This window comes from Deltaproteobacteria bacterium (assembly GCA_016183175.1).
Classification (GTDB): Bacteria; UBA10199; UBA10199; order UBA10199; family SBBF01; genus JACPFC01.
The window spans coordinates 910-26059 of record JACPFC010000125.1 but is presented as its reverse complement, the minus strand read 5'-3'; the positions used below and the strand labels follow the sequence as shown (position 1 = coordinate 26059).

Below are 25150 nucleotides of genomic sequence, written 5' to 3'. Positions count from 1 at the left end.
ACCGTCGTCTGGACGGCGTCGATTCCCCCTTGTTGAAACAGATCGAAAAACCGCGTGGCCCCGTAATCCCTTCTTAAAAAGCCGATCAAAAAGGCCTCCGTGGCGGAAGGGGGGAGGTGGAGAACTTTCTCCACAAGCGGCGAGGCAAACGACTGAATGGCCGGGAGAAGCGAGAACTTGTCGAGAAAAAAGAGGACCAGTGTTCCAAGGACAAAGAGGGGAACCACCTCCTTTAAATACCATTCCAGCCGCGCCAGCGTCTTGGTGAGAATATTCCCAAGCTTTGGCCTCCGGATCGGCGGAATTTCGAGAATGAAATGGGCCGGCGGCCCGGTCAGGATTTGCGCGGAGAAAAAACCGACCAGAAGGATCGAGCCGATGACCACCCCCAGCCAGACAAAAGTTGCCCAGGGGGGGAGGGCGCCGAGCAGGCCGAGGATGATCCCCAGCTGGGCCGAGCAGGGGACCCCCAGCGCCAGAAGGAGCGTGACGATGATCTTTTCCTTCCGCGTCTCCATGATCCGGGCGGTCATTGTCGCCATTGTGTCACAGCCGAGGCCAAGCACCATCGGGATCACCGCCTTTCCGTTCAACCCCAGCAGGCGAAATCCCTTGTTTAACATGATGGCAAGGCGGGGGAGGTAGCCGGAATCCTCAATCAGGCTGAAGGCGATAAAAAAGGTCGTGACAATCGGCAAAATGATCGCGAGGGCGTAGGTGAGCGCCATGGTTATGACTCCATAGGGACCGACGAAAAGGTCCGTTAAAAAGGGAGAGAAGGAAAAGAGTCCTGTAAAAAATCTTGTCGCCCACGGGTTGAGATAATTTCCGAAAAGGGTGTTCTCCATCAGATCGACCAGCGTCTGGGCGCCGAATTTTCCGACAAATTCGTAAAAGCCGAACAAAACCCCCGCGAGAATGAAAAGGCCCCAGAGCGGGTGCATGGAAAGACGGCCAAAACTCTGCGCCCATCCCCGGCTTTCTTTTTTCTCCTTCACAACGACCTTTTTTATCAGTTTATCGACGGCCCGCAGACGCTGTTTGTTGATCAGATAGGCAAGCCCTGCCGGGTGAAGCCGTGAAAGGGCGATCCGCGCCTGTTCGATGGCCGTCACTTTATTGGGCGGAAGTTTTTCAGCCAGCCGTTCCATGAGACTGATGTCGCCGGAGAGGAGCATCAGCGCCATCGACCGGCGGGAGATGGTGGCAGGAGGGAGGAGGGGCGCGATCTCGCCGATTGCCGACTCGATGTCAGCCGAATAGATTGGATACTTCCCCTGTCTGCTTGGAGTTCCATCCGGATCATCTGGCCGGCGCTGTGCCCGCCACGCATTATTGGAGGGGCCCTGCCGCCTGCGGGGAGCGATTGGTTTTTGCAGATCTTTGAGCCCCTTTTTTTGGACGGCAACGGTTCCGACAACCTCCACCCCCAGAAGCTCCGACAATTTCTTTTTGTCGATGCCGATCCCCAAGGCGGCCGATTCGTCCTCCATGTTCAGATCCAGAAGAAACGGGATTTCCATTTCGGCGAGCTGGAGGCTCACCAGAAGGCCGCGCCGCAAATTTTTGGCGTCAGCCACCTGAATGACGCCGTCGATTTTTTCGTTTTTTTCGTTGATGAGGATGTTTCGGGTGACCTCTTCGTCTTCGGACATCGGGGTGAGCGAGTTGACCCCCGGGGTGTCGATCAGCATCGCCTCCCGGCCGCCTGAATTAAACGACCCCCGCGCCACCTCGACCGTCGTGCCAGGGTAGTTCGAGACGGCCGTGTGGCGGCCGGTCAAAAAGCTGAAAATCACGCTCTTGCCGACGTTCGGATTGCCGATCAGCGCCACCTTGGGTATATTGCATGTGATTTTCATTATCACATAACAGATTCTCACAAAAGGGCCCCCCTTGATATGATCTGGATCAGGTTCTTGGGGGGGGTCGGCTTTATCAGGTTGTTCGTTTCGACGGCGGGACGTAGCTTCTTGCGCGGTGTCCGAGATAGACCTGCCGCGGGCGGGCGATTTTTTGCTCCTTGTCGGTGATCAGCTCCCGCCACTGGGCCACCCAGCCCGACATCCGCCCGATGGCGAACAAAACCGGAAAGATGGACACCGGGAAGCCCATCGACTGATAGATGAGGCCCGAGTAAAAATCGACGTTCGGGTAGAGCTTCCGGCTGACAAAATAGTCGTCATCGAGGGCGATTTTTTCCAGCTCCAGCGCGATGTCCAGAAGGGGATTGCGCCCGGTCACTCCAAAAACGGCGTCGGCCATTTTTTTGATGATCTTGGCGCGGGGATCGTAGTTTTTATAGACCCGGTGGCCGAACCCCATCAGCTTTCCATGCCCCTCTTTCACGCTTTTGATGAAGTCGGGAACGTTCTTCGTAGAGCCGATTTTTTCCAGCATCCGGATGACCTCCTCGTTGGCCCCGCCGTGCAGGGGGCCGTAGAGGGCGGCCACTCCCGCCGCCACCGCCGAATAGGGATCGGCATGGGAAGATCCGATATTCCTGACCGCCGAGGTGGAACAGTTCTGCTCGTGATCGGCATGGAGAAGAAAGAGAAGATCCAGCGCCTTTTCCAAAACCGGGTTCGGGGAGTATTTCGCCTCCACCTTTTTAAACAGCATGCTCAAAAAATTCCCCGCGTAGTTCAGATCGTTGTCGGGCATCACGTAGGGGAGCCCCACGCTGTGCCGATAGGCATAGGCGGCCAGCGTGCTGATCTTGCCGATCAGCCGCCAGGTCTGGAGGTCGCGCGAGGCCTCGTCGTCGATGTACTTTGCGTCGGGATAAAAGGTGGAAAGGGCGGCCACCGTCCCCACGAGGATTCCCATGGGATGGGCATCGTAGTGGAAGCCGTCCATGAATTTTTTGATGTTTTCGTGCACCATCGTATGGAGAGTGATGTGCGACCGCCACTTCTCCATCTCTGTCTGCGTGGGCAGTTCGCCGTAAGTAAGGAGATAGGCCGTTTCCAGGTAGTTGCTCTTTTCCGCCAACTGCTCGATCGGATAGCCGCGGTATTCGAGAATTCCCTTGTCGCCGTTGATAAAGGTGATCCGGCTCTGGCAGGAGGCGGTGTTGAGGTAGGCCGGATCGTAGCTTAAAAGGCCGAAGTCGTCGGGTGATTGTTTGATCTGCCGCAGATCGACCGCGCGAACGGCGTTTTCGACGATTGGAATCTCGTAGGTTTTGCCGGTCCGGTTGTCGGTGATGGCAAGGGTTTCCTGTTTTTTCATGGGGCACCTCCAAAGCTATATACTCTCACACACTTTTTTCCCTCGTCAACCGATGGGGATCATGTTTATTCATGAGCCTTGCCGGAAACAAAAGAGAAGAGGCTTAGTGCTGGTGGACAGGACCAGCCGATTTTAATATATGTCCGGCATGGAATATTTCTTCAAAATCGCCATCTCCGCGCTGGTGATCGCAGGGGTGGCCGAGATCGGCAAACGCTTTACCGTCTTTGCGGCGATTGTTGCCTCTCTGCCGCTTACCTCTATTCTCGCCATGTGCTGGCTCTACCGCGACACAAAGGATGCGGCAAAAATCATCGATCTTTCTTACGGTATTTTTTGGGCGGTTCTCCCATCGCTGATTTTCTTTCTGGCCCTTCCGTTTTTTGTGAAGATGGGGCTCAAGTTTCCCCTGGCCCTTCTTCTGGCCTCGCTCGTCATGGTTGTCTCGTATTCGGGCTATCTGTTCCTGATGAAGATGTTTGGGGTGAAGATTTAGGTGGTTTGCTTCACCGGTCACGGAAAAACTCCCCGTTTCAGCATCGCCTGCGTGACCCGTTCGATGCCGGTGATCAGCGCCGCCTGACGCATCGATAATTTTCGCTTGAGGCTCGTCTGATGGACCCGCTCGAAGGCGCCCGCCATGATTTCCTGAAGTTTTTTGTTGACCTCGCCGGCGCTCCAGAAAAAGTTCTGCAGTCCCTGAACCCATTCGAAGTACGAAACGGTCACGCCGCCGGCGTTGGCCAGAATGTCGGGGATGAGGAAGATGTCCTCCCTTTTTTCCAGAACGGCATCCCCTTTAAGGGTCGTGGGGCCGTTGGCCCCCTCGGCCAGGATCCGGCAGGAGAGATTTTTCGCAATTTTTTCGGTGATCTGTCCCTCCATGGCGGAGACAATCAGAATGTCGCACTCGACGGCCAGCAACTCTTTGTTGGTCATCGATTCGCCGCCGGGGAAATCCTTGAGTCCCTTTTTCTGTTTCTTGTGCGCCATAAGGGCGGACGGGAGAAGCCCTTTGGCGTTAAAAACGCCCCCCGTGCTGTCACTGACTGCGATGATGCGACACCCGGTTTTTTCGAGCTTTTGCGCCGCAAACGAGCCGACGTTCCCGAACCCCTGCACCGCCACGCGCGTTTTTTGGTCCAGTTTCATGTTCAATTTTTTGGCCGCTTCCATCACGGCATAGGCAACCCCGTATCCGGTGGCCTCGTTTCGTCCCTGCGAGCCGCCGATCACAATCGGCTTTCCGGTCACCACCGACGGGATGGCGTAGCCGTGGTTCTGGCTGTAGGTGTCCATCAGCCAGGCCATGACCTGTTCGTTGGTTCCCATGTCGGGGGCGGGGATATCCTTGTCGGGGCCGATGAAGTTGACGATCTCCGAGGTGTACCGGCGGGTCATCCGCTGAAGTTCGTTCCGCGACATTTGAGATGGCTCGCAACGAATTCCCCCTTTGGCTCCCCCGAGAGGGAGGCCCACGAGGGCGCACTTCCAGGTCATCATCATCGCCAGCGCCGAGACCTCGCCGAGAGTGACTCCGGGATGGTAGCGGATTCCCCCCTTAAAGGGGCCGAGGGCGTTGTTGTGCTGGACTCGGTAGCCGGGGAGAACCGTCACCCTCTGGTCATCCAGCCGGAAGGGGACGGAGACCATCAACACCTTTTGTGGATAGCGGAGGCGCTGATGGACATTCTCGTCCAGGGAAATGAATTTTGCGGCGCGGTCAAGCTGGGTTTGCGTTTGTCTAAAGAGGGGGGAATCCCACTCGGCGGAAAGGGGTCCGGGTTGTTTCACGGAACGGTATTTTAGATGAAAAAAGGGGAGGGTGCACGGGAAATCAGCGCCGCCCCCTTGATATGACATTCAGCACCTTGGGGGCGAGCGCTTTCACCGGGGGAGGAACCTCCAGGTCCAGTTTTTGCATCTGACCCGACAAGTAGGCCAAATCCAGGTCGTGGCTTGCCTCAAAAATGGACTTGAGGTCATCCAGGTCGTTGAATCTTCGCGCGTCATTTTTGAACGAAAAGAATTTCGCGATCAGCACATCTTCGACGGTCAGACAGGGGACTGGGCCGAAGCCAAAATTGACGTTATTGTGTTCGGCCCGGTCGAGGGCGTTTTCAAACCAGGGCATCTCCGGCAGAATAAAATCCAGGCCGATTTTTGACGGATCCCCTTCGGCCCGTCCGGCGACAATATAAGGTCGGGTGCGTCCCCTCTTGATGGCGAACAAAGGCCCCCCTTCCAGATCGGCCTTTCGAACGAGGGTCGGCTTCAGGCCCACCGCCCTGACAATGGAGCATGCCTTGTCCTGCGTGCGGGGTCCGGCCAAAATCAGAAAATCGAGGTCGTTGGTGAGCCGTTGGGTTTTTCGATAGAGCGAGGCGACAAGCCCCCCGGCCAAGGCAAACCGGACCTTTTCTTTTTTGAGAAGATCGACAACACGCTTGAAAAGAACCTGCAAGTTCATTTTTTATCCGGCTTTTGCGGTCTTGAATAGATCATGCGTGGCGCCGATAAAAGCCAGCAGGCTCTTTGCCTTTTGGTCGTAACGGTTTGGCGCCAAAGCGAACCGACTCTCCCTCTCGAGGTTAAAAACCCGGGAGAGGAAAGGATGGCAGGGATGTGCCCGGTTCAGCGAGAAGAGACGGTAATTTCTTTTCCTTTTCCGGATAACCAGTTTTTCTTCGGTCAGTTGTTTGAGGGCCCTCTGGATGGAAAATACCGGCATTTGGGCCAGATAGGCCGCGTGTCTTAACGGCACCGGCGCCTCCTGATAATAGAGCGCCCTCAAAACCCTGACCCTGGCCCTTGAAGAAAAAATGTTTGTCATATCGAACACGTTCGTTAAAATTGTACAAAAATTTGTACACTTTTGCAAGTCATTATCTTCCGGAACAAACCGGGCCGCCCTCCGTATGTTTTGACTTGTCCTATTCCGCCGACCGGGTATGATGCAATCCTTGCAAAAGGAGAAAACGCCATGCGAAAAATGAATCTGTTTATTTTTACAGCAGGGATTTTGGTTTTGGGTTCGGCCTGCAGTCAGCCGATCAATGTCTCATGCACCGACAGCGTCAACTCGCTCCAGAAATTGCGGGAAAAAGGTTTTACGGTGAGTTGCCCCGTCAATTGCATGGAGGGGCAGGCGTGGGGGACCAACAACCTGTTCACCACCGATTCAGCCATCTGTGTAACCGCCGTTCACGAAGGGGTCATCACGAAAGAGGGGGGGAGGGTGAAGGTGAAGCTCCTGCCCGGGCAGGCCAGCTACCCTGCAGGGTCGAAAAACGGGGTGGCCACCCGTTCGTGGGATTCCTACGACTCGAGTTTTGCGGTTTCAAAATAGACGGCGCGCAATTCGGGGTAGAAAAGGGCGTGCAGGGCGTATTGACAGGCGCGAGCACACGATGTATATTATACATCGCCATGAAGCGAACCCAGCTCTACATCGATGATTCGCAGTTTCAGCTTCTTTTTTCTATCAGCCGCGAAAAGAAGACCACGGTCTCCGATCTGGTGAGAAGGGCGTTGGACAAAGTCTACGGCCGGCGCCGGAGGAAGAGGGATTTTATTAAGGCCCTTAATGCCTCCTTCGGAATCTGGAAAAATCGCACCGATCTGCCCCCCACGGACGAGTATGTTCGGTCCTTGAGAAAAGACACCCGTTGGAAACGGTTTGGACTTTCCTGACCCATGAAAAAAATCCTTTTTGATACTGACGTGTTGATTGAGCATCTCCGGGGCAATGGGACTGTTGATTCTCATATGGCGGAACTTAATGCCTCAAGCGCTCACCTGGCCTATTCTCCGGTAACGGAGGCCGAAATTTATCGGGGATTAAGATCCAACGAACGGGCGAAGACGGAACTTATTTTAAATCAGCTTGAATGCCTTGAAATAACGCGAACAATAGGAAAGTGGGCCGGGGAATATTTGAGGAAATACGCCCGATCGCATGGCTTGGAAACAGGCGATGCCCTCATCGCCGCCACGGCCCAGGTTCACCGTTTCGCCCTTTGTACTTTTAATTGGAGGCATTATCCGATGCACGATATTGAGAGGCATCACATCGACCGCTAGCCACCGGTGGCTAGTTTGTTTTTCTCATCTTGGTTTCAAAACATAAAAAAACGGCCCGCCAAAAAACATGGCGGACCGCTTTTTTGTTTTTGTCAGTCGATCAGAACAACCTTAGAAATTATTCAGGTTGTTCCTGTAGTTCTTGGGCTGGTCCTGGTTTTCAACCGTCGGCAGTTCAGTGCCGGCAAGGCTCCCCTTTTCGGCATTGTCCCGCGCAAAACGGTTGAGATGTTGCCACCGCTGGGGGACCTCGGCGGAGGCCCCCATGGCATTGGCATAGTCCCTCTGCCCGTTGATCAACAGGGTCCGGTTTGCGGGTGACGCTACCGCCAGACCCGCGAATCCAACTACCGCCACAATCGTTAAAATTGCCTTTTTCATAAAATTTCCTCCAAAAGTTAGAGAGTTAGTCTCACATCACCAACAACAAATTGCAAGCTATTCCTGGATGGGTTTTTAAAGGAGAAAGGACTGTTTGAGAATGTAGAGGGGAGGTGACGACCCGTGGAGGACGAACTCCCGTTCAACATTCGTGACATTGACCGGCCGGAAAGCGACGGACCACCGCTCCAAAAGATGGATTTCCATTCCGGAAAATGAAACAGGGACGGCCTTTGAGACCAGAAAGTTTTGCGACCCCGAATCGCGATAGACACAACAATCTTCCGGCTTTGCGCCGGTTTTATCGGCGCAGTGATGGACCTTTTTGCAACAATCCATCAGGCAGATTTTGTCCTCGCCGGGGGCATGACACAAAAAGCTGTAGGAGAACTGGACCACCAGGGCGATTAGCAGAATGGGAACTATTTTGCGTATTTTTTTCATTTTTCAAACCAAGGTGATCATACCAGCTTTCACGAACAATTTACAGCATTATCCATCCCCCCTCCATGATCCCCATCAGTTTCATTCATGATCCTCCTCGCCCCATTTCTACATAACTATTTGAAATTATTATATTTATATTAATGGTGATCGTGGTGTTCATGGGGAGACCCCTCCTTCTTAATGACATTTGTTGCCGGCAACGGCCCTTCTTCTTTTTGGATCCCGATTCCAAATTCATGCCCCAGGCGACCGCCGAGGTAACCGGTGACGGCAACGGCCGATGAAAGAATAAAGAGGAGAATCAAAACGATCTTTCTCGCGCCGGCCCATTTTTTCTTTTCGGCGAAAATACTCAAGATACTTGTCAACAAAAGCCCCCCGGCAATCGAGAGCCCCAGCGTTTCGTGTCCTTCCATGATTTCATGCGCTTCTCCCTCGTGTGAGTGAGGAAGGTACTCTTCAGCCATGAGGCCGGTTGTCGCGGCGGCCATCGCGCCGAGGGTGGCCACATAAAGGGTGTATCGCGACGCGGCAAAAAGAAACTCACTCTTCCGCAAGTAGCCGAGAAGGGCGAATAACAAACCGGCAAATGTCAGCGCGATCGGAAAATGAACAAATTGGAAATGAAAGGGGGCCAGAGATTCCATAAATTACTCCTTTGGTAAACTTCGTTGTTTCCACAAAAAATAAATCGCCGGATAGACCAGAAGTTCCATAATAAACGAGGTAAACAGGCCGCCAACCATCGGGGCGGCGATTCGTTTCATGGTGTCGGCCCCGGCGCCGTGGGACCACATGATCGGCATCAGCCCCATGAAGGCCACCGCCACCGTCATCACCTTGGGGCGCACCCGTTTCACTGCGCCATGGATAATGGCTTCCTTGAGATCCTCGGTGTTTCTCATCCGGCCATGTTTTACATTGTGGTCGTAGGCAAGGTCGAGAAACAACAACATAAAGATTCCCGTCTCGGCGTCAAGCCCCAGGAGGGCAATCAACCCGACCCAGACGCCAACCGAGGTATTGTATCCCAAAAAGTAAAGGAGCCAGATGGCGCCGACGGCCGAAAATGGGACGGCCATAAGGATAATCAGCGTCTTTGCTGTAGAGCCGGTATTAAAAAAGAGGAGGAGAAAAACGATCATCAGGGTGAGCGGCACCACCAGCATGAGCCTCTTTTTCACCCGTTCCATCGCCTCGTACTGTCCGCTCCACTGAAGGGAATAGCCGGTCGGGAGATCCAGTTTCTCGCGGACCACCTTTTTGGCCTCGTTCACATAACTTCCGATGTCGCGGCCGGTCATATCAATAAAGACATAGCCGGCGAGCATGCCGTTTTCGTCGCGGATCATCGAAGGCCCCGTTTTCAAACTGATGTCGGCCAGCTCCGTCAGGGGGATCTGCGCGCCGGAAGGGGTTGGCACCAAAACTCGTTTCAGGTCGTCAAGATCGTCGCGTTGTTCCCGCGCGTACCTTAAGTTTACCGGAAAGCGCCCACGCCCCTCAACCGTCGTCGTGATGTTTTCGCCGCCAATGGCCGACATGATGATCATCTGCGCGTCCGCGACGGTAAGCCCGTAACGGGCCAAGTGATCGCGACGGAGGTCAAAGTCCAAAAAATATCCCCCCGCCACCCGTTCGGCATACACACTGCGTGTGCCTTTGACCTCTTTGAGAATTCCTTCAAGGCGCCCCCCGATCTCTTCGATTTTTTTAAAGTCCGATCCGAAAACCTTGATCCCCACCGGGGTGCGGATGCCGGTGGCCAGCATGTCGATGCGGTTTTTGATCGGCATGGTCCAGGCATTCGTCCATCCGGGGAGCTGAAGTTTGGCATTCATCTCGGCAATCAGTTCTTCCCACGAAATGCGGTCGGGCCAGAACCAACGGAACAAAAAATGATAGGTCGAAGGCATCCATGAATACCACCGTTTGACCTTGCGCCATTCTTTTTCGGGTTTCAAAACAACCGTCGTCTCGGCCATCGAAAAAGGGGCCGGATCGGTTGATGTATCGGCCCGGCCGACCTTGCCGTAGACCCGCTCCACTTCGGGAAAGGATTTTAGAATCCGGTCCTGTATCTGCATCGTTCTCTCGGCCTCGGAAACCGAGATGCCGGGGAGGCTGGTCGGCATATAGAGGATGGCTCCCTCGTTAAGCGGCGGCATGAATTCGGAGCCCAAGCGCATGAACGGAATGATGGTGATGATGACGACGCCGACGGCGATCTGGATGGTCCGCTTCGGGTGTTTGAGGACCCACTGAATCGGCGGATCGTAGAGTTTAAAGAGAATCTGGCTGATCGGGTGATGTTCCTCCGGCATCATCTTGGCGGTAAAAAGCCGGTTTCCGAGGGCGCAGAGCCAGGCCGGCCCTTTCTTGAATTTGTGAAAGCGGGTCACCAACAGTTGAAGCGCCGGCGAGAGGGTAATCGCCAGAACCGCCGCAATCGCCATGGCAAAGTTTTTGGTGAAGGCGAGCGGCTTGAACAGACGCCCTTCCTCGGCCTCCAACGTGAAAACCGGCATGAACGAGACGGCGATGACAAGCAGGGAAAAAAAGCTGGGACGGGCCACTTCTTTGATCGCCTCGATGAGAATGTCGTGATAATTTCCTTTTCTTCCTTCCGCCTCCCATTTCTCGAGTTTTTTGTGGGCGTTTTCGACAACGACGATCGAGGCGTCCACCAGCGCCCCGATCGCCACCGCAATGCCGCCAAGCGACATGATGTTGGAGGTGAGCCCCAACGCCTCCATCGGAATAAACGAAAGAATGACGGCAACAGGAATGGTGACAATCGGAATGATGGCGGAGGGGAAATGCCAAAGAAAAATAATGATCACCAGAGAGACGATGATCATTTCTTCAATCAACGTCCGGTTCAGGGTGTGGATTGCGCGATGGATCAGGTCCGAGCGGTCGTAGGTGGTGACGATTTTAACCCCTTTGGGAAGCGACGGTTCGATTTCTTTGAGCTTCTTTTTGACCGCATCGATGACATTCAGCGCATTCTCGCCGTAGCGGATGACAACAATTCCCCCAACGGCATCCCCCTTGCCGTCCAAGTCGGCCACGCCGCGGCGCATTTCGGGCCCGATCCGGACGGAGCCTAGGTTTTTCACCAAAATCGGCGTGCCGGTTTTTGCGTCGGCCCCGATAGCGATATTTTCGATATCGGCGATCGATTTGATGTAGCCCTTCCCGCGGATCATGTATTCGGCATCGGAAAATTCCACCAGCCGACCGCCGACTTCATTGTTGCTTTTGCGAATCGCCTCGACCACATGCATCAGCGGGATGTTGTAGGCCAAAAGGGCATTGGGATTGATGTTGACCTGGTATTGCTTTACAAAGCCGCCGATGCTGGCGACCTCGGCGACGCCCGGGACGCTTTGAAGATGAAAGCGAAGATTCCAGTCCTGAAAACTTCTCAACGAAGCGAGATCATTTGTGCCGGTCTCGTCCACGAGGGCGTATTGATAGACCCAGCCGACGCCCGTAGCGTCCGGACCCAGTTCCGTTTTCACCCCTTCCGGAAGTCTCGGCATGATCTTGGAGAGATATTCGAGGGTGCGGCTTCGGGCCCAATAGACATCGGTGCCGTCTTCAAAGATAACGTAGACATACGAAAAGCCGAAATCGGAGATGCCGCGGATGGCCTGCACCTTTGGGGCGCCGAGAAGCGAGGTGACGATGGGATAGGTGACCTGATCCTCGATAATATCAGGGCTCCGGTCCCACTTGGAATAAATGATCACCTGCGTGTCGGAAAGATCGGGAATGGCGTCGAGCGGCACCTTTTGGATCGAGCGGATGCCGATCGCCACCGCCATGACGGTCAGGGCGAGGACCAGGAATTTGTTGCGTGCGGAGAATTCGATGATTTTTTCTATCATTTTTACTTGGGGCCCTTTCGGCCCGGCTGTTGCTACTCGCGTTGATGGATTTCTGGCCTCAAATGGCCAACTATTCTTACTTCGCAAACACGCTGTGTTTGCTACGCGCCCCAGCCAAGCTGGGGCTTGTAGCCCCACGCTCGCAACTGGCCCACAAAGGCAAGCTTGGCTTGCCTGCGTAGCAAAGTCGAAGACTTTGCGGAGTCAAAAAGCCAGATTGTTCGCTCCTTTTTCAATTTCCCGCCTTCGGCATACACATGCTCATTCCCACATCCCAATATTCCCCCTCCGGGCATGACGGCGTTTCCATGCCGGCCACGGCGGCCTTCAGACGGCTTTCGGAATCGAGCAGGAACACGGCGCTTGTCGCGACGATGTCCCCCTCCTTGAGGCCGGAAATCACTTCGCGATCCATATCCGTTTCGGCCCCCAGCGAGACATCAGTCGCCTGAAAGTGGTCGGAGCCCGACTGGCGGTCGGAGCCCGACTGGCGGTCGCTGTCGCGCACGACGAAGGCCACCTGTCTCACCCCCGTATCAATGACGGCCGACTTGGGGATCGCCAGCACCTCGCCCAAATCGATCTGGATGGCCGCATCCAGATAGGCGCCTGGTTTCAACATTCCGGCCGCGCCGGGAACTTCAATCCGGACGCGGGAACTGCGTGTGGTCAGGTTCAGTACCGGCTCGATCCCGCGAATCGTTCCTTCAAATGTTTGTTGCGTCGAAGGGAGGGTCAAGGTCACCGGCTGGCCGACTTTGACCAGCGGCATCTCATGTTCATAGATCGGCGCATACACCCAGACGGTACTTCCTTCCTGCGGCAGGTAGAGACTCGTCTCGACCTTCTTTTTCTTTTCGAGATCCTTGATCTCCTTGTCGCTCATTCCGAGAAGTTTCAGCCGGGAGACAGCGGCGGTTTTGAGCGAAGGAACATTTTTGACGATCTCGACGAATTCCCGCTGAGCCACCGCCAGCTCCGGGTCAAACGCCGTCTGACCGACCGATCGAATTGTTTTGACCAGTTGCCGTTTTTTCACCGGCTCTTTTGTCACACCGATCAACTGCTGGCGCTCGGTGGAAAGAGCGACCAATGGTCCCGTCGGTTTTTCCACGGCTGACGATGGTTCTTCTTTTTCCTGTTTGTAGACCGGTACCAACTGCATGTGGCAGATGGGGCACTCGCCGGGATGGTCCTCGTGTATCTGCGGATGCATCGGACAGGTGTAGTGGGAAATTTCACCGTGCTCGTCCTGCAGTTTTTTGGCCCCCCCCAATTTACCGCAGGCGGTGATCACCGCTCCGGCAACGATTAGGGCAAGAATGCCGATTAATAGATATTTTGTTTTCATATTTCTCCTTTCTTTATAATTCCTCCCCGACCATTGCCTCCAGCATGGCGTATTCCATCTGGTAATCCATCCAGATGTCCCAGTACATTTTGCTGGCCTCGTGATAGCCGATCAGTTTCTGGAGCAAATTACTCGATGAAATGACGCCCGCCTGATAGGCCGTCTCGGCGGAGTTCCAGGCCGAACGGGCCAGCGGGAGCACCTCACCTCGGTATTTCAGCACGATCTTCCGATGCTCCATGGCATAATGAATCAGAAAATGGAGCGACGATTTCATGTCGAGAACTCCCGCCTCGAGTTCCGATTTGGCCTTGCGCTGTTCGGCCTTGGCTCTGCTGATGTTGTGACTTTTCTTGTTCAGCCAGAGCGGAATGTTCAGATTGATTCCCAGCGTGTAGGCGTTATCCATGTTCTGACGGCGGTTGTACTGAAACTCCGGCTCCACCATCGGGATCAAATCCTGCCAGGCCAGAGAGACCTCTTTTTCCATTTTTTTCACCATCCACTCCATCGCTTTAAGGTCGCTGTTTTGAGCGAGGAGCTTTTGTTCCAGCGTTTTTTCGTCCCAGCTTAATTTTTTTACCTTCGGCTCTTCGAGCTTTGCAATCGGAGTCATCGCCTCGCGCCCCATCATCAGGTTGAGCCGGGCGCTCGCCGTTTTTTCCTTGTGTTCGAGGTCATAAACGGCGGCTTCCGCTTCGGCCTTTTTCATTTTGGCCATCATCAGGTCCGAAAAAAGCGAACCGGTGGACATGTCGAGGGCGCCTGTTTCCATTCCCGGCGACATTTCTTTGGATGGGGCGGGCTTGTCGCCTCGTGTTTTGTATTCCGTCTCCAGCGAGACGACCATCTGGCGGTAATTTCCCAGAATGGCTTTTTGCGCCTTTAACTCGTTTCGGGCGGCGACCAGTTCGAAGTAGGTTTTTTTGGCATCGAATACCCGTTCGCGCTCTCTGCCTATTGCCATCTGGAGTTTGGCCTTGTACTCGGCATCGAGCGCCCTGTTTTTGGTGACGAGAACCGATGGGAAGGGGAGTTTTTGCGAGACCATATAATCGGTCATGTCGGCATTGCCGGGACTCGGGCTATTCAACGGGACTTCCTCAAACATGACGCCGACCATCGGGTCTTCGAGCCAGCTTTCGGCCTTTTTCATCTGTTTGGCCGATTCGGCGTCCTGTTTGGCAGATTCGATGGCAGGATGCGTTTCCCGGACCGTCTTCACCACCTCGTCAAGCGTCAGCGTTTGGGCGTGAAGGGGCAACGGAAGAAGAAGAATCAACAATGTCAGTAAATTTTTCATATCACATCCGTGTAGGGGCGATCCTTGTGATCGCCCATCATGAAGGGCGAATACAAGATTCGCCCCTACAAAGCACTCACAATCAAAATAAATGGATGTGAAAGACTAGATTCTTAAGATGGGACTCATGAAGGCCGGTCGCGACATGGGAGTGGGCAACTCGGACGCCTGATGAGGAATTGCGGAGACGAGAGAGAAGGCGATATCGGACGGGACAACCGCCGGGGCGGGAGTTTCGACCGATTTTAAGGAAAAAAGAATTTTGTCTTTTGCGGGAGCCGCTTTCATCTCACAGCAACTCTGGGCGGATATTCCATCGTCCGAGCCGTTGTTTTGCGAATGATCGCAACAGCACTTGTCTACCGCCTGCAGAGGCATGGGGCAGGAAGCGGTGCAGATTTGCGGGAACAAATAGAGCGCCAGGGCCAGAATAATCCCCGTAGCCACCTGTTTTCCCCTTAAATTTGTCCACTTTCTGAAGGGCATAAAAGATTAAACGATTGTCTCTATGGTAAGGTTTACCCCTCTTTTTGTCAAGCAAGCCGATTTTGGGGGGTGAATTCCCCCCTTGTCGTTCCGGTGGGCTTATAATAGGTTCCTTTTTTCTCCCCATGCACTTTGTCCTCAAAAAAATCTGGAGGAGGGAATACTTTGACCGATTGGCCGTTTTTCTGGTCCGCCATGCCAAACCGCTTCTGATTGTCGGCGTTTCAGCCGCTTTTTTAAGCCTCTTTTTCGCCCTGAAGCTCCATGTCGACAGCGACTCCATGGTCTTTCTTCCGGAACAGTCGCCCGGCGTTCAAAATCTCAAAAAAGTCATCGAACGGACAGATCTTCGGGCAATTCTGGAAAAATTAAACCCTTTGCAATTTGATGAGGGGTTAAAAGCCGACATCGGGGGGGAATTCCGGGACAAGATCGACGAGAATTTTTCCGTCCGAAAAAATGTGGGGAGGAGCGGCCTTTTGGCCTTTTTGGGAATTTGCGGCATCCTGTACCTTTTCTATCGGCGGGCCTCGGCCGTTTTCCTGGCGCTTGTCCCGTTGATGATCGGCACGGCGTTAAGTTTCGGTTCTGCCTGGTTTGTGGTCGGGCGGCTCAATCCGATGACCGTGTTCCTTTTGGCGATTCTGTTTGGTCTCGGGGTTACATACGGCATCTATTTTTTCTCGCGCTACCTGGAGGAACGCCCAAGGCGCGAATCGCTCGAAGAAACCATATCGGTCATTCTCCACGACACCGGCCGGGCAACCCTTTCATCGGCTTTGACGGCGGCGCTGGCCTTTGCCCTTTTGATTTTTATGGATTTTGAGGGGTTTCGGGAGTTCGGCATCATTGCCTCGACGGGGCTTTTGATCATTTTTGCCTCCTATTTTGTCTACGCCCCCGTTTTATGGGCTTTGGGCGAGAAGCGGGGCTTTGTGCGCGCCTGGTTTCTTCATCCCCCGCCGCGCTGGATTTCCCGGGCCCCGACATCGAAGGGGGTCGTTTACGCCGGGCTGATCATCGCCGTTGTTTGCCTTGTTCTGCTCCCCTTTTTTTCATTTGAATACGATTACGGAAAGTTGAGAGATCCCAAAATCGACGCCGTCTTTCCCGACTCCAGCGCCCCTGCGGTTATTTTGACCGACACGCTGGAGGAGACAAAGGGGGTGGTTGCCGCCGTCTCTGTTCGGATGGCTCAAGCGGACACCATTGAAGCCGTCAAGTCGACGCTCGATCTTTTTCCTGTCGATGTTCAGGGGAAAAAGGCCATGGTTTTCATCTACGGCAAGGCGCCTCTCTCCGACGCCCGGCTGGCCGCCCGGTATGCCGATGACATTCGTGACATTCGCGCCGGAGGGAAAATTTACCATCCGGCCGGGAGGTCGATTGTTTTTTCCGATGCGCTGGAACGGATGCGGCGCGATTCGTTTTCCGCTTTTTGGGTCCTGCTTTTGGGAATTTATCTGGTGTTGATGGCGGATTTCAAAAGCGCCAAAAAAGCGGCCGTCGCGATTCTGCCTCCCTGTCTGGGATTGTTGATGACCTTCGGCACGATGGTTGTGTTGGGCATCCGATTGAATATCTTCAATCTGGCGATTTTCCCCATCCTGATGGGGATCGGCATCAACAGCAGTATCCACCTCTACCACCGCTATCTCCAGGGGCAGAACCCGGAGGCGGGTTCGACCATTCGACAGGCTCATGGTGGTGAGCCAAGTCGAACCACAAGCTCACCGCAGGCAGAGGAGGATTCGCTTCATCAGATGGTTGTCTTCACCGGCTCCCCGCTCATCCTGGCCACCCTCGCCTCGATCATTGGTTTTGCCGGCATGCTCTTGAGCGATCACCAGGGCCTGAAAAACGCGGGTCTTGTGGCGTTGATCGGCATGGCGGCAAATTTGCTTGCCTGTCTGGGATTTTTTCCCGCCTTTTTGAAATGGCAGGGAAGCCTCATTGAAAAGCGGATCAAAAAACCGCTGATTCACGATCCCGGCGAATTGATCGGCGTGTTTCGCGAAAAAACGGCGGAGAGCGATTAAAACAATTTGGCGAGATGGCAAAGTGGGTCGATGGCGCTTGCCGCCCGCTTTTTTTCCTCTCCGATCACAATATTCTCGATATCGACGAGCGCAAATGGTTTGCCGATGACCTCGAATTCCTTGATAACCGCTTCCGGCGGCCTGTCGGAATGGATACCGCCGTTCAAAATGACCACGGTAGCGGCCGGATTTATTTGCTTGAGTTCTTTGGCCGTTTCCAGGGCGTCGGTGCCGTTCGGCATTTCGTCGTCCACGAAAGCCAGATCAAAAATCTGCCTTTTTGCCGACAAGACTGCTTCAACGCCGTTTGCGACGGCGACAACGGGATTGTCCCGTAACGACAAATGGGCCGCGAGAAGCGAACGTATCGACACGTCGGCATCAACAATAAGAATGTTGAGCATGACAATCATATTAACCGATGACAGCCATTCGGGCAACAAAATACGCCCATAAATAGGCGTGCTTTTTTGTGGGCGTTTTCATAGGAGCGTAAAGGGTTTATGAAGCGGTAAATGAACCTTGCGGATTTTCAAGGGAAAGTGGCCCGAAATATCAGGAAATACAGGCTGAAACGCGGCTGGACCCAGTTTGACATGACCGAATTCGGTTTTTCCCTCCGCCAGTACCAGTATATTGAAGCCGGTGAGCGGAATGTAAGCCTTAAAACCATTCTGAAACTGGCCAAGGTTTTCAAAATCGCACCCGACCGCCTTTTGAAATAGTTTTCCACCGCTGGATAAATTTTCTCCACCCCCCAAAAAAAAATAGCCAAGGGATAAAAAATTGATAAAAAATTGATGGTCAGGTCGCCTTAAATGGTTTAAACTGTCTCATTATCCAAAAGGGATGAAAAACGCTTATGCCGCCAAAAGAAAATACACAGACCTTTCCTTTCATTCACTTCGGCTTTCGCCTGTGGCGGCTACGCGAGGCCCGCGGAATCCGAACCAACCAGATTGCCGAGTATTTGGGGATCAGCCTCCCGCAATACAGAAAAATTGAGACTGGCGAGTCGTTGCCAGACCGCCAGATGCTTGTCGAACTGGCCCGCGTTTTGAATGTCGGACTGGCGAAACTGAAGGATTGGGAATTGGGGGCAAGACGAAAGGTTTTGGAAGATATCCCTTTGGATGGCGCCATGGCCTATTCAAAAGAACTGGAAAAGGTCATCGAGCGGATCAAGGAATCTTACAAAGATCAGGCCGGTTCCCCTTTGAGCGAACAGCGGTTGAAGGTATTCGGGTATTTGAAAAAGGACCTTTATCACTTTTTCTTGCCGCCCGCTTTACCGACCAATCTCTTTCTTGTCCTCGACGCCCTGCGCACAAACCCGGAGGCAAAATATCCGCACGAGATCCGCGATTTTGTGCTGAAGGGAGAAGCCCTCGACGGTTTTTTGGCGCGCGATCTTGTTTGGGGGCCCTTTATCTTTTCGGCGGCAAACCTTCTCTATTTTCAGGAAAATCCGGCAAAGGACATTCCCGATGCCCTGAAACGAATAACGACCGGCCAGTTGGAGGAATTGATTTTCATCGGGGTTGCAAAGAATGGCATCTGCGACGTTGAAGAGGAAATCTCCATCCTTGAGCAAAAAAAGGAATTCGGAAGCCTTGGCGCAATCATGGCTTTGGAACTGGCCCCCCATTTGCCAAAAAATGTTAGCCCCCATTATCTGTATGCGGCCGTATTGTTGCAGGGCTTGGGAACGTGCGCGCTTTATACGATTCTTCACCCTTCGCTTGCCAGGCCCGCCGAAGCGGCGATGGACGAAAAATCGCAGACCTATGCGTGCATTGACGGCGAATTGTTTAATCTGATCGATTACGAACTGCATCCGGTGACTTCGGCGATGATTGCGGCCAATTGGCGGTTTTCTGACGAAGTGATTGATACCGTTTTACTGCACCATCATCATCCGGTGAAAGAGGTTACGCCCCTCAACGCCGCATTGAAGATCGTGAATTTTTTCGTCGATTGCGATTTCCCCGATATGTCCAGGGAGGACCTGCAGGATTTGCTGAAGGCATATCCCCAAGTGGATATCCCGCTTGATACCCTTTTCAAGGTTGCCGTGAAATTGAAAAATATGAAGGAGGATTTGATCGAGAGAACCTCTTCCATGCTGGAGGAGAAAAGCAGGGTAATTGCCGATTACGTGGCCGAGAAGCGGAAAAAAATGGTTCAAAAAACGCCGGCCGGCACGATCATCCGGGAACTTCCAAAATCGGCCCTGTTCCGGTTTGAGCCCGAATATCTGAAAACGGTTGTCAGCCAGTGCCGGGAGCTGGTGGATATTTTGAAAAACAAAATCCTCTTTCCGCGGGAGGGGGAGTCGATGGCGAATTACGTCGAAAGAATCACGGCGCTTCAACTCCGGCTGGCCTACGCCGTGAGACAGGACTTGCAGGTCATCTCGGAGCGTTTCAAAATGTCGGTGGAAGAAATCCGCAGAATCCTTAAAATCAAATAAAGCTTTCGCGTTTCACCTTCACGGCAAATCTGCTAATATCAATCCCGCCATGACACTTTACGCCGGTCGTTACGAAAAACTGGGTGAGTTAGGCAGTGGGATGAGCGGTTATGTCTATCTGGTGCGTGACCGGAAGACGGGAGCAAAACTCGCCCTCAAAGTTCTCAAAAAAACCCTTAAATATTTAAAAATGATCGAGTTCGAGACGTTCAAAGGTGAATTTCTCACCCTTAAAGACTTGAACCATCCTTCAATCGCAAAAGTGTTCGATGCCGGCAAGCTGGAGGAGAACGAACATCTCTTTATTGCCACCGAATTTGTGGATGGAAAGAACCTGTTTGAGGCCACGGAGGGGGCCACCGTTCAAATCATCGAGGAACTGTTTGTCCAAGCCCTGCGGGCGCTGAATTATCTCCACAGCAAAAATGTCATTCACCTCGACATCAAGCCGCAGAACGTACTTGTCATTGGAGACGGCGTCATCTCCCAACTGAAACTTATCGACTTCGGCCTGGCCAATTTTTATGAACGGGAATTTGCAAAGAACCGCAAGGAGGGAAAGCCGATCATTGTCGGGACCGCGGCCTATACCCCGCCGGAGATCATCGAAGGGAAACCGCGCGACAAAAGGGCCGATCTTTATTCGCTGGGGTGCGCCTTTTATCGGGCGTTTTCGCGCAAACTGCCGTTTAGCGGTGAGGCCGAAGAAGTTTATGTGAAACATGTCACCGAAACGCCCCTGCCCCCTTCCCGCCACAACCCGGCAATTCCGGCTTACCTTGACCAGATCATCATTAAGCTGTTGGAAAAAGATCCCTCAAGCCGTTACTCCACTGCCCAAGCCGTGATTGAAGACATCAATTTATTGTCCGATCATTTTTATCCCGTCGAAACACCGGAGACGGTTGTGAGCTATCTTCCGGAAAAGGGAAAATTAATCGGCAGAGAGAAAGAATTTGCCGTCTTTGAGGCTTTTTTTGCCGACCGGCTTGTGAACGGCGCATTTAAAAAGAAGCCCTACCTGCTCATTACCGGCGACGAAGGAAGCGGGAAGACCCGTTTTCTGGAAGAATGCAAAAACGAGGCCCACCGCCATTTCTACAAGGTGCTTACTTGGGCCGAATCGGCGAAATATTCGACCGATAAATTGCCGACCCCCTGTCTTGTCGTTGGTGACGATGTGCAGATCGATCCGATGGAATTGGAATATGTCGATTTGTTCATGGAAAATACCCGGTTTTTGGCTGTGTTGACGGCAAAACAGTTGAATATCCCGTGCCCCGAAGAATGCGTCATCACCCTTAAGAATTTCAAGCGGGAGCAGACGAAGGGATATCTGGTCAAAGCAACCGGCCTGGAAGACATCCCGGATAGAATTTTGGACATTGTCTTTAAACACACGCGCGGCAACCCGGCCTGCCTTGAGGAATATGTCCGCGCCCTTTTTGAAAAAGGGTTTCTTAAGGACAGCCATGGAAGCTGGACGCCGAAGATTTTGGACGATCTGGGGGGGGATTTGGAGGCAAGCGGCGCGGATGAGTTTATCAAGAAAAGACTCAAGGCAACCCTTGAAGAGGCGCGGCTCACCGAGGTTCAACAGGTTCTTCTCCTCATGCTGGCTTTCACAGGCAAGCCTAAACTGGACGACTTGGCGGAAATGTCGCAGACCGGAAAGGTGGAGGAGGAACTGGGCAAGCTGGTTGGCAGGGGAATATTGATGACCGATCCGGAGAGTTTCTATGTTTTTTCGAATCCACTGTTCAAAGAGGTACTGCTTGAGGAAACGGCGTCCGACCTGAAAGCGGAGGTCTGCGACGCGATTGCCGACTATTATAAACAAAAGGGAATGCCGAAGGAGGATGTCCTCTATTTTCAGGGACGTGGAACCGGCATGGGAGCGATCGAGGCGCTCCATGAACTGGCGCGACTGCAGAGGGAGGCTCTTCAGTATGACAAGGCGCGGGAAAGCCTGACCCTTTTGTTGGAAAAGCGGAATCTGGATGAAACGGAACGAAGAACGGTCCTTCTCGAACTTGGCGAACTGGAAGTAGAAGCGGGACACCATGAATCGGCCGAACGAGCCCTGAACGAGTTGGTTAAAGCCCGGGAGGCCGATCAAAAGGGTCAGACGGACGAAATTTTCATCCGGACGCTGGAGCAACTTGGCTTATGCCATAAACGGCTGGGAAAGTCCGAGAAGGCACGGGTTTGTTACGAACAGGCATTAAATGCCGTCAAAGACAACAAGGATTTAAGGTGGATGGAGATTATTCTTCGCAATCGGATGGCCCAAGATGCTCTGGATGCCGGAAGGCCGGAAGAGGCCGAAAAAATTTTCAATGAAACTTGGCAGACCTGGAAAAACGAGTTGACCGATGAAGAAAAAATCAAGGCTATCCGGACGGACATCGATATTCTTTATTATCTTAAAGGGGATTATGCAAAGGCCTGCGGTTATCTGGAAGAGGTGATGGCCGTCTTGTCGAAAAAGCCTTCCGTCGAGGCATATCCCATTACACTTTACAAGCTGGCAAGTTGTTATGAACGATTGAATCAGGCAGACAAAGCCACCGAGATGTTGAATCGGTGTCTGGACACATTAAAGGAAAGACGAACGCCGTATTGGCTCTATGCCGTCTACAACGAACAGGGGAACCTCTGCGACAAAAAACATGCCTCCGAGGAAGCCTTGACGTCATATAAGCATGCCTTTGAACTGGCGCACAAAACGGCGCCACAGGCCCGTTTGGCGATCGTCAGCTACAACATCGCCAATGTTTTGCTGAAACAAAAGAAGTTTTCCGAGGCGCAAAAGTATTTTGTCTATGCCATAAAACTCTTCGACGCCTGTGATGAAAAGGGACCGGTCATTGTGAGCCTCTATACCAGTTTTCTGGGGATGACAGCGGTTTACCGAAATTTGAATGACGCTCAAAAGGCCGAAAATTTTCTCGGACGCGCCGCGGAATTGTTGCAACACAACCCGTTGTTAAAGGCTTACGAGCAGTTTTTATGGCAGGAGCGGGCCGATTTTGAAAAAAGCCGCAAAAACGAAACTGGTCTGCATGAGGCCACGGCTAAGTTAGAAGCCTTGAAAAAAAGACCCGGGTTTCAGGAAAAGGAATTTGAACAATGGCGCAAAGAATCGACTGGCTAAAAATTAAGGTGTAATTTTGTATTTCTGCATGAGTTTTTTAAACCGGGCGTTCTGAATTTCAAAGGGGGGCTTGTTTTCGAAGGAAGAATCATTCTTGGACTCCCACTCCAAGGACTCCATTCCCCCACTGATTAATAACACCAGCGTTTTTTGATCTCCGACGGAAAATAAGAGGAGTGTTTTTTCTACCAGTGCGGGATTCTTATAATATACCGTTCCGGCGGAATAATTAAAACTTTCGTCTGCCGCATTCGTGTGTGCCAAAATTAAAGAGTAAAAAATCTTGCAAAATTCTATATCATTGGTTGACACCGTAAGATAATCGGTAATTTGTCCCAATGCCGGAATCACCACATTCCAAGCATAGTCTTCATCGGTCCGGCGGGCCGACATATCAAGCGTTTTTTGGAAGCTGTTTGTCAACTCAACGGATTTCTCCATGATACCAATCATGGCTAACCGGTCCAATTTTTTCTCCGGCATCAAGGAATCTGCCAAGAGATTTGAAGAAAAGAAGGTACAAAAAATAGCACCCAAAAAAATCGGATTCCACTGTCTCGTTTTTTTTCTTTGCCGATACATCCGGCTGTACCCGCATCCCCTCCATCGGGATGAATCGCCAGTAATTCTCTTTCCGTCTCAAAATTTGCATCCAATGTCTGTGACCAACAATCTCTTTCCTGGTCACAGAATGCTTTATCATCTTTGGGTCTTGGTTTCCCCCCCAACAAATATTCCCCCGGCGGCAAAGGGCCCCGATTCTTCTCCATGGAAACCTTCCCGCTAAGATTTCCCGTTCTGGCTGGCCAGCTTTCCACTTCTTTTCCCTTGTCATCAAAATGAATCAGCCGCTTTTCGCTGATATTAAACTCCAAGTGCTCCGTATTCTGCTTCATTTTTGCCGGAATGAGAAGTTGATTTTTAATGTCTTCCGCCGTGCGGGGAAAATCCATCGTTTCAACCAGGTTTGGATTTTGATCGGTGAGTTGCAAAACCTGGCCGATGAGATGCTCCTCGGTCCAGAAATCTCTTTTTGCCATGTACATGAGTTGGTGAGCCTCCCGCAGAAAGGAGTTGGCATCCAGTTCCTTACGATTGGGCGGTACAACGGGGGTGGATAGCGTGAGGTCGTTTTTTTCTTTGATAGGATACATAAAAGTATACCTCCACCGATGAGACAAGCAATTCCCGTGCCACCTCCAAGAAGAATTAATTGCCGTGATTACATGGGCTTAAAAAGAGGCACGTCGCCAAAATCGTCCGCCTGCCCAGCGGCACCGTCCGAAAATCGGACGCCGTCCGATGGACGGTTGGGCGGTTTGGATACGAATTTGGGGTGTTACAAAATGAACGCTCTGACCGGAGGTGTCAAAACCATGCCGCTAACTCTTTGATATGGCTTGACATTTTTTTCTTACAGGCGTACGAATTTTAGCAACAAAAGCCGATTTCAGCCGATAAGTGTAAGTGAGGTTTTTGAGACGTGAATTGAAAAAAAATTATGTTGCCTCTTCTTCCAATCTTGCTTGCCGGTGCCGGAATGATTGGCCTTTCCGGGTGTACTGGCCCCACTGGTGGCCGCCGTCCGGACGACACCGATCCCGTCGATAGCGGTGGTGATGATACAGACGACACCAGCACGCCGGTAAATCCCAACGACGCGGATGGGGACGGCTACTATGACTGCGCCACTTCGGAGCAAGCTCAATACGAAGATATCATTTGCGGCGATTGCAACGACAACGATGCAACAATTAAGCCCGATTCCGCAGACGACACCAACGACAATGTGGACAACAACTGCAACGGATCGATTGATGAAGACTACATTAAGCCGAGTGTGTGCGAGGGAAAGACGGGGTTAAGTTTTACACTGGGGGCTATTCTCAGCGGGGATTTGGAGGCCCAAACGATAACCTATGAGGGTGATGACCTGCCGACCGAATTTATTGGAGAGCAGGCGGGGGCAACAGCGGTTGCTGGTGGTGATGTTACAGGAGATGAAATTGATGATCTTGTAGTTGGTTCACCCGGTTGGGGGCTACCACTGACCGGTGACTTTGACGTTGACCTTGCTAATAGTTCGTTAGGTCGGGTTTATATCGTTGAGGGGGGATCTTCGGTGTTCGAAAGTGGAGCCGAAGCACTTTTGTCAGACGTGGCCACCACAACTATTTCAGGTTCAATGTTTGATCTTAATTTGGGCATGGGTTTAAGCCTTGCCGATCCCGATGGAGATGGCATTTACGATATCTTTGCCGGGGCTCCGGGTTATAACAATGCGGAGGCGTATGAGTGGA

The 25150-nt window shown here is 52.6% G+C and carries 24 protein-coding genes; 9 read left to right on the top strand and 15 right to left on the bottom strand.

Features of this window, described 5'->3' with window-relative positions; genetic code table 11:
- A partial coding sequence (feoB, locus tag HYU99_11715) for a ferrous iron transport protein B (protein ID MBI2341013.1) occupies window positions 1–1862 on the bottom strand: 1862 nt, incomplete at its 3' end.
- A 76-nt stretch (window positions 1863–1938) separates the two neighbouring features.
- Window positions 1939–3234 carry a citrate synthase gene (locus HYU99_11710; GenBank protein ID MBI2341012.1) on the bottom strand — a complete coding sequence of 432 codons (1296 nt, stop codon included), beginning with the start codon at window positions 3232–3234 and terminating at the stop codon, window positions 1939–1941.
- A 148-nt stretch (window positions 3235–3382) separates the two neighbouring features.
- On the opposite strand from HYU99_11710, the gene HYU99_11705 reads away from it, so the two are divergent.
- The gene (locus tag HYU99_11705; protein ID MBI2341011.1) at window positions 3383–3730 is read left to right on the top strand and encodes a DUF3147 family protein; all 348 of its coding nucleotides are present in this window, start codon (window positions 3383–3385) and stop codon (window positions 3728–3730) included.
- A gap of 17 nt (window positions 3731–3747) precedes the next feature.
- On the opposite strand, the gene HYU99_11700 is transcribed toward HYU99_11705, so the two are convergent.
- Genes HYU99_11700 through HYU99_11690 form a run of 3 tightly spaced genes read right to left on the bottom strand, consistent with a single transcriptional unit; the run spans window position 3748 to window position 6067 of the window.
- Entirely contained in the window at window positions 3748–5097 is a 1350-nt protein-coding gene (locus tag HYU99_11700; GenBank protein MBI2341010.1) for a Glu/Leu/Phe/Val dehydrogenase, read from the bottom strand.
- Window positions 5072–5704, bottom strand: coding sequence for a nucleotidyl transferase AbiEii/AbiGii toxin family protein (locus HYU99_11695; GenBank protein MBI2341009.1), 633 nt, complete (start codon window positions 5702–5704; stop codon window positions 5072–5074). Before HYU99_11695 ends, HYU99_11700 begins: the two co-directional genes overlap by 26 nt.
- Window positions 5705–5707: 3 nt before the next feature.
- Window positions 5708–6067: a hypothetical protein gene (locus tag HYU99_11690; GenBank protein ID MBI2341008.1), complete on the bottom strand. Its 360-nt coding sequence runs from the start codon at window positions 6065–6067 to the stop codon at window positions 5708–5710.
- Window positions 6068–6217: 150 nt separating this feature from the next.
- Here HYU99_11690 and HYU99_11685 point away from each other — a divergent pair, with 150 nt between their 5' ends.
- The 3 genes from HYU99_11685 to HYU99_11675 all read left to right on the top strand — a co-directional run bounded on the left by HYU99_11685 (window position 6218) and on the right by HYU99_11675 (window position 7317).
- On the top strand, window positions 6218–6583 hold the full coding sequence (locus HYU99_11685; protein MBI2341007.1) for a hypothetical protein: 366 nt from the start codon (window positions 6218–6220) through the stop codon (window positions 6581–6583).
- Between the two features lie 80 nt (window positions 6584–6663).
- A complete protein-coding gene (locus HYU99_11680; GenBank protein MBI2341006.1) occupies window positions 6664–6927 on the top strand; it encodes a hypothetical protein in 264 nt (87 codons plus the stop codon).
- Between the two features lie 3 nt (window positions 6928–6930).
- Window positions 6931–7317 carry a type II toxin-antitoxin system VapC family toxin gene (locus tag HYU99_11675; protein ID MBI2341005.1) on the top strand — a complete coding sequence of 129 codons (387 nt, stop codon included), beginning with the start codon at window positions 6931–6933 and terminating at the stop codon, window positions 7315–7317.
- Window positions 7318–7428: 111 nt separating this feature from the next.
- Here HYU99_11675 and HYU99_11670 read toward each other — a convergent pair whose 3' ends face one another.
- The 7 genes from HYU99_11670 to HYU99_11640 form a co-directional block, all read right to left on the bottom strand.
- Window positions 7429–7698, bottom strand: a complete 270-nt coding sequence (locus tag HYU99_11670; GenBank protein MBI2341004.1) for a hypothetical protein — start codon at window positions 7696–7698, stop codon at window positions 7429–7431.
- A gap of 75 nt (window positions 7699–7773) precedes the next feature.
- Window positions 7774–8142, bottom strand: a complete 369-nt coding sequence (locus HYU99_11665; GenBank protein MBI2341003.1) for a hypothetical protein — start codon at window positions 8140–8142, stop codon at window positions 7774–7776.
- A 140-nt stretch (window positions 8143–8282) separates the two neighbouring features.
- Entirely contained in the window at window positions 8283–8792 is a 510-nt protein-coding gene (locus HYU99_11660; protein ID MBI2341002.1) for a DUF2231 domain-containing protein, read from the bottom strand.
- Window positions 8793–8795: 3 nt separating this feature from the next.
- Window positions 8796–12041 carry an efflux RND transporter permease subunit gene (locus HYU99_11655; protein ID MBI2341001.1) on the bottom strand — a complete coding sequence of 1082 codons (3246 nt, stop codon included), beginning with the start codon at window positions 12039–12041 and terminating at the stop codon, window positions 8796–8798.
- Window positions 12042–12273: 232 nt separating this feature from the next.
- Entirely contained in the window at window positions 12274–13392 is a 1119-nt protein-coding gene (locus tag HYU99_11650) for an efflux RND transporter periplasmic adaptor subunit (protein ID MBI2341000.1), read from the bottom strand.
- Window positions 13393–13405: 13 nt separating this feature from the next.
- Window positions 13406–14695: a TolC family protein gene (locus tag HYU99_11645; protein MBI2340999.1), complete on the bottom strand. Its 1290-nt coding sequence runs from the start codon at window positions 14693–14695 to the stop codon at window positions 13406–13408.
- Between the two features lie 105 nt (window positions 14696–14800).
- Complete coding sequence (locus HYU99_11640) at window positions 14801–15181, bottom strand: hypothetical protein (protein ID MBI2340998.1); 381 nt, start codon at window positions 15179–15181, stop codon at window positions 14801–14803.
- Between the two features lie 125 nt (window positions 15182–15306).
- Here HYU99_11640 and HYU99_11635 point away from each other — a divergent pair, with 125 nt between their 5' ends.
- Window positions 15307–17220, top strand: coding sequence for an MMPL family transporter (locus HYU99_11635; GenBank protein MBI2340997.1), 1914 nt, complete (start codon window positions 15307–15309; stop codon window positions 17218–17220).
- On the opposite strand, the gene HYU99_11630 is transcribed toward HYU99_11635, so the two are convergent.
- A complete protein-coding gene (locus HYU99_11630; protein ID MBI2340996.1) occupies window positions 17217–17624 on the bottom strand; it encodes a response regulator in 408 nt (135 codons plus the stop codon). The two genes, HYU99_11635 and HYU99_11630, sit on opposite strands and share 4 nt — an antisense overlap.
- Before the next feature lie 111 nt (window positions 17625–17735).
- On the opposite strand from HYU99_11630, the gene HYU99_11625 reads away from it, so the two are divergent.
- The 3 genes from HYU99_11625 to HYU99_11615 all read left to right on the top strand — a co-directional run bounded on the left by HYU99_11625 (window position 17736) and on the right by HYU99_11615 (window position 22850).
- Entirely contained in the window at window positions 17736–17945 is a 210-nt protein-coding gene (locus tag HYU99_11625; protein ID MBI2340995.1) for a helix-turn-helix transcriptional regulator, read from the top strand.
- Between the two features lie 137 nt (window positions 17946–18082).
- Complete coding sequence (locus tag HYU99_11620) at window positions 18083–19693, top strand: helix-turn-helix domain-containing protein (protein ID MBI2340994.1); 1611 nt, start codon at window positions 18083–18085, stop codon at window positions 19691–19693.
- 49 nt (window positions 19694–19742) lie between these two features.
- Window positions 19743–22850 (top strand): tetratricopeptide repeat protein, encoded by a 3108-nt coding sequence (locus tag HYU99_11615; GenBank protein ID MBI2340993.1) that lies wholly within the window; start codon window positions 19743–19745, stop codon window positions 22848–22850.
- A gap of 3 nt (window positions 22851–22853) precedes the next feature.
- Here HYU99_11615 and HYU99_11610 read toward each other — a convergent pair whose 3' ends face one another.
- Both HYU99_11610 and HYU99_11605 read right to left on the bottom strand, forming a co-directional pair.
- The gene (locus tag HYU99_11610) at window positions 22854–23333 is read right to left on the bottom strand and encodes a hypothetical protein (protein MBI2340992.1); all 480 of its coding nucleotides are present in this window, start codon (window positions 23331–23333) and stop codon (window positions 22854–22856) included.
- On the bottom strand, window positions 23333–23842 hold the full coding sequence (locus tag HYU99_11605; protein MBI2340991.1) for a hypothetical protein: 510 nt from the start codon (window positions 23840–23842) through the stop codon (window positions 23333–23335). Before HYU99_11605 ends, HYU99_11610 begins: the two co-directional genes overlap by 1 nt.
- A 509-nt stretch (window positions 23843–24351) precedes the next feature.
- On the opposite strand from HYU99_11605, the gene HYU99_11600 reads away from it, so the two are divergent.
- A partial coding sequence (locus HYU99_11600) for a hypothetical protein (GenBank protein ID MBI2340990.1) occupies window positions 24352–25150 on the top strand: 799 nt, incomplete at its 3' end.

What these genes read in the sequence shown, in the direction of transcription:
- HYU99_11705 (MBI2341011.1), top strand. Translation starts at nt 3,383, where the DNA reads ATGGAATATTTCTTCAAAATCGCCATCTCCGCGCTGGTGATCGCAGGG.
- HYU99_11710 (MBI2341012.1), bottom strand. Translation starts at nt 3,234, where the DNA reads ATGAAAAAACAGGAAACCCTTGCCATCACCGACAACCGGACCGGCAAA.
- HYU99_11655 (MBI2341001.1), bottom strand. Translation starts at nt 12,041, where the DNA reads ATGATAGAAAAAATCATCGAATTCTCCGCACGCAACAAATTCCTGGTC.
- HYU99_11635 (MBI2340997.1), top strand. Translation starts at nt 15,307, where the DNA reads ATGCACTTTGTCCTCAAAAAAATCTGGAGGAGGGAATACTTTGACCGA.
- HYU99_11625 (MBI2340995.1), top strand. Translation starts at nt 17,736, where the DNA reads ATGAACCTTGCGGATTTTCAAGGGAAAGTGGCCCGAAATATCAGGAAA.
- HYU99_11615 (MBI2340993.1), top strand. Translation starts at nt 19,743, where the DNA reads ATGACACTTTACGCCGGTCGTTACGAAAAACTGGGTGAGTTAGGCAGT.
- HYU99_11610 (MBI2340992.1), bottom strand. Translation starts at nt 23,333, where the DNA reads ATGCCGGAGAAAAAATTGGACCGGTTAGCCATGATTGGTATCATGGAG.
- HYU99_11630 (MBI2340996.1), bottom strand. Translation starts at nt 17,624, where the DNA reads ATGCTCAACATTCTTATTGTTGATGCCGACGTGTCGATACGTTCGCTT.
- HYU99_11645 (MBI2340999.1), bottom strand. Translation starts at nt 14,695, where the DNA reads ATGAAAAATTTACTGACATTGTTGATTCTTCTTCTTCCGTTGCCCCTT.
- HYU99_11680 (MBI2341006.1), top strand. Translation starts at nt 6,664, where the DNA reads ATGAAGCGAACCCAGCTCTACATCGATGATTCGCAGTTTCAGCTTCTT.
- HYU99_11685 (MBI2341007.1), top strand. Translation starts at nt 6,218, where the DNA reads ATGCGAAAAATGAATCTGTTTATTTTTACAGCAGGGATTTTGGTTTTG.
- HYU99_11650 (MBI2341000.1), bottom strand. Translation starts at nt 13,392, where the DNA reads ATGAAAACAAAATATCTATTAATCGGCATTCTTGCCCTAATCGTTGCC.
- HYU99_11620 (MBI2340994.1), top strand. Translation starts at nt 18,083, where the DNA reads ATGCCGCCAAAAGAAAATACACAGACCTTTCCTTTCATTCACTTCGGC.
- HYU99_11690 (MBI2341008.1), bottom strand. Translation starts at nt 6,067, where the DNA reads ATGACAAACATTTTTTCTTCAAGGGCCAGGGTCAGGGTTTTGAGGGCG.
- HYU99_11670 (MBI2341004.1), bottom strand. Translation starts at nt 7,698, where the DNA reads ATGAAAAAGGCAATTTTAACGATTGTGGCGGTAGTTGGATTCGCGGGT.
- HYU99_11660 (MBI2341002.1), bottom strand. Translation starts at nt 8,792, where the DNA reads ATGGAATCTCTGGCCCCCTTTCATTTCCAATTTGTTCATTTTCCGATC.
- HYU99_11665 (MBI2341003.1), bottom strand. Translation starts at nt 8,142, where the DNA reads ATGAAAAAAATACGCAAAATAGTTCCCATTCTGCTAATCGCCCTGGTG.
- HYU99_11640 (MBI2340998.1), bottom strand. Translation starts at nt 15,181, where the DNA reads ATGCCCTTCAGAAAGTGGACAAATTTAAGGGGAAAACAGGTGGCTACG.
- HYU99_11675 (MBI2341005.1), top strand. Translation starts at nt 6,931, where the DNA reads ATGAAAAAAATCCTTTTTGATACTGACGTGTTGATTGAGCATCTCCGG.
- HYU99_11700 (MBI2341010.1), bottom strand. Translation starts at nt 5,097, where the DNA reads ATGTCATATCAAGGGGGCGGCGCTGATTTCCCGTGCACCCTCCCCTTT.
- HYU99_11695 (MBI2341009.1), bottom strand. Translation starts at nt 5,704, where the DNA reads ATGAACTTGCAGGTTCTTTTCAAGCGTGTTGTCGATCTTCTCAAAAAA.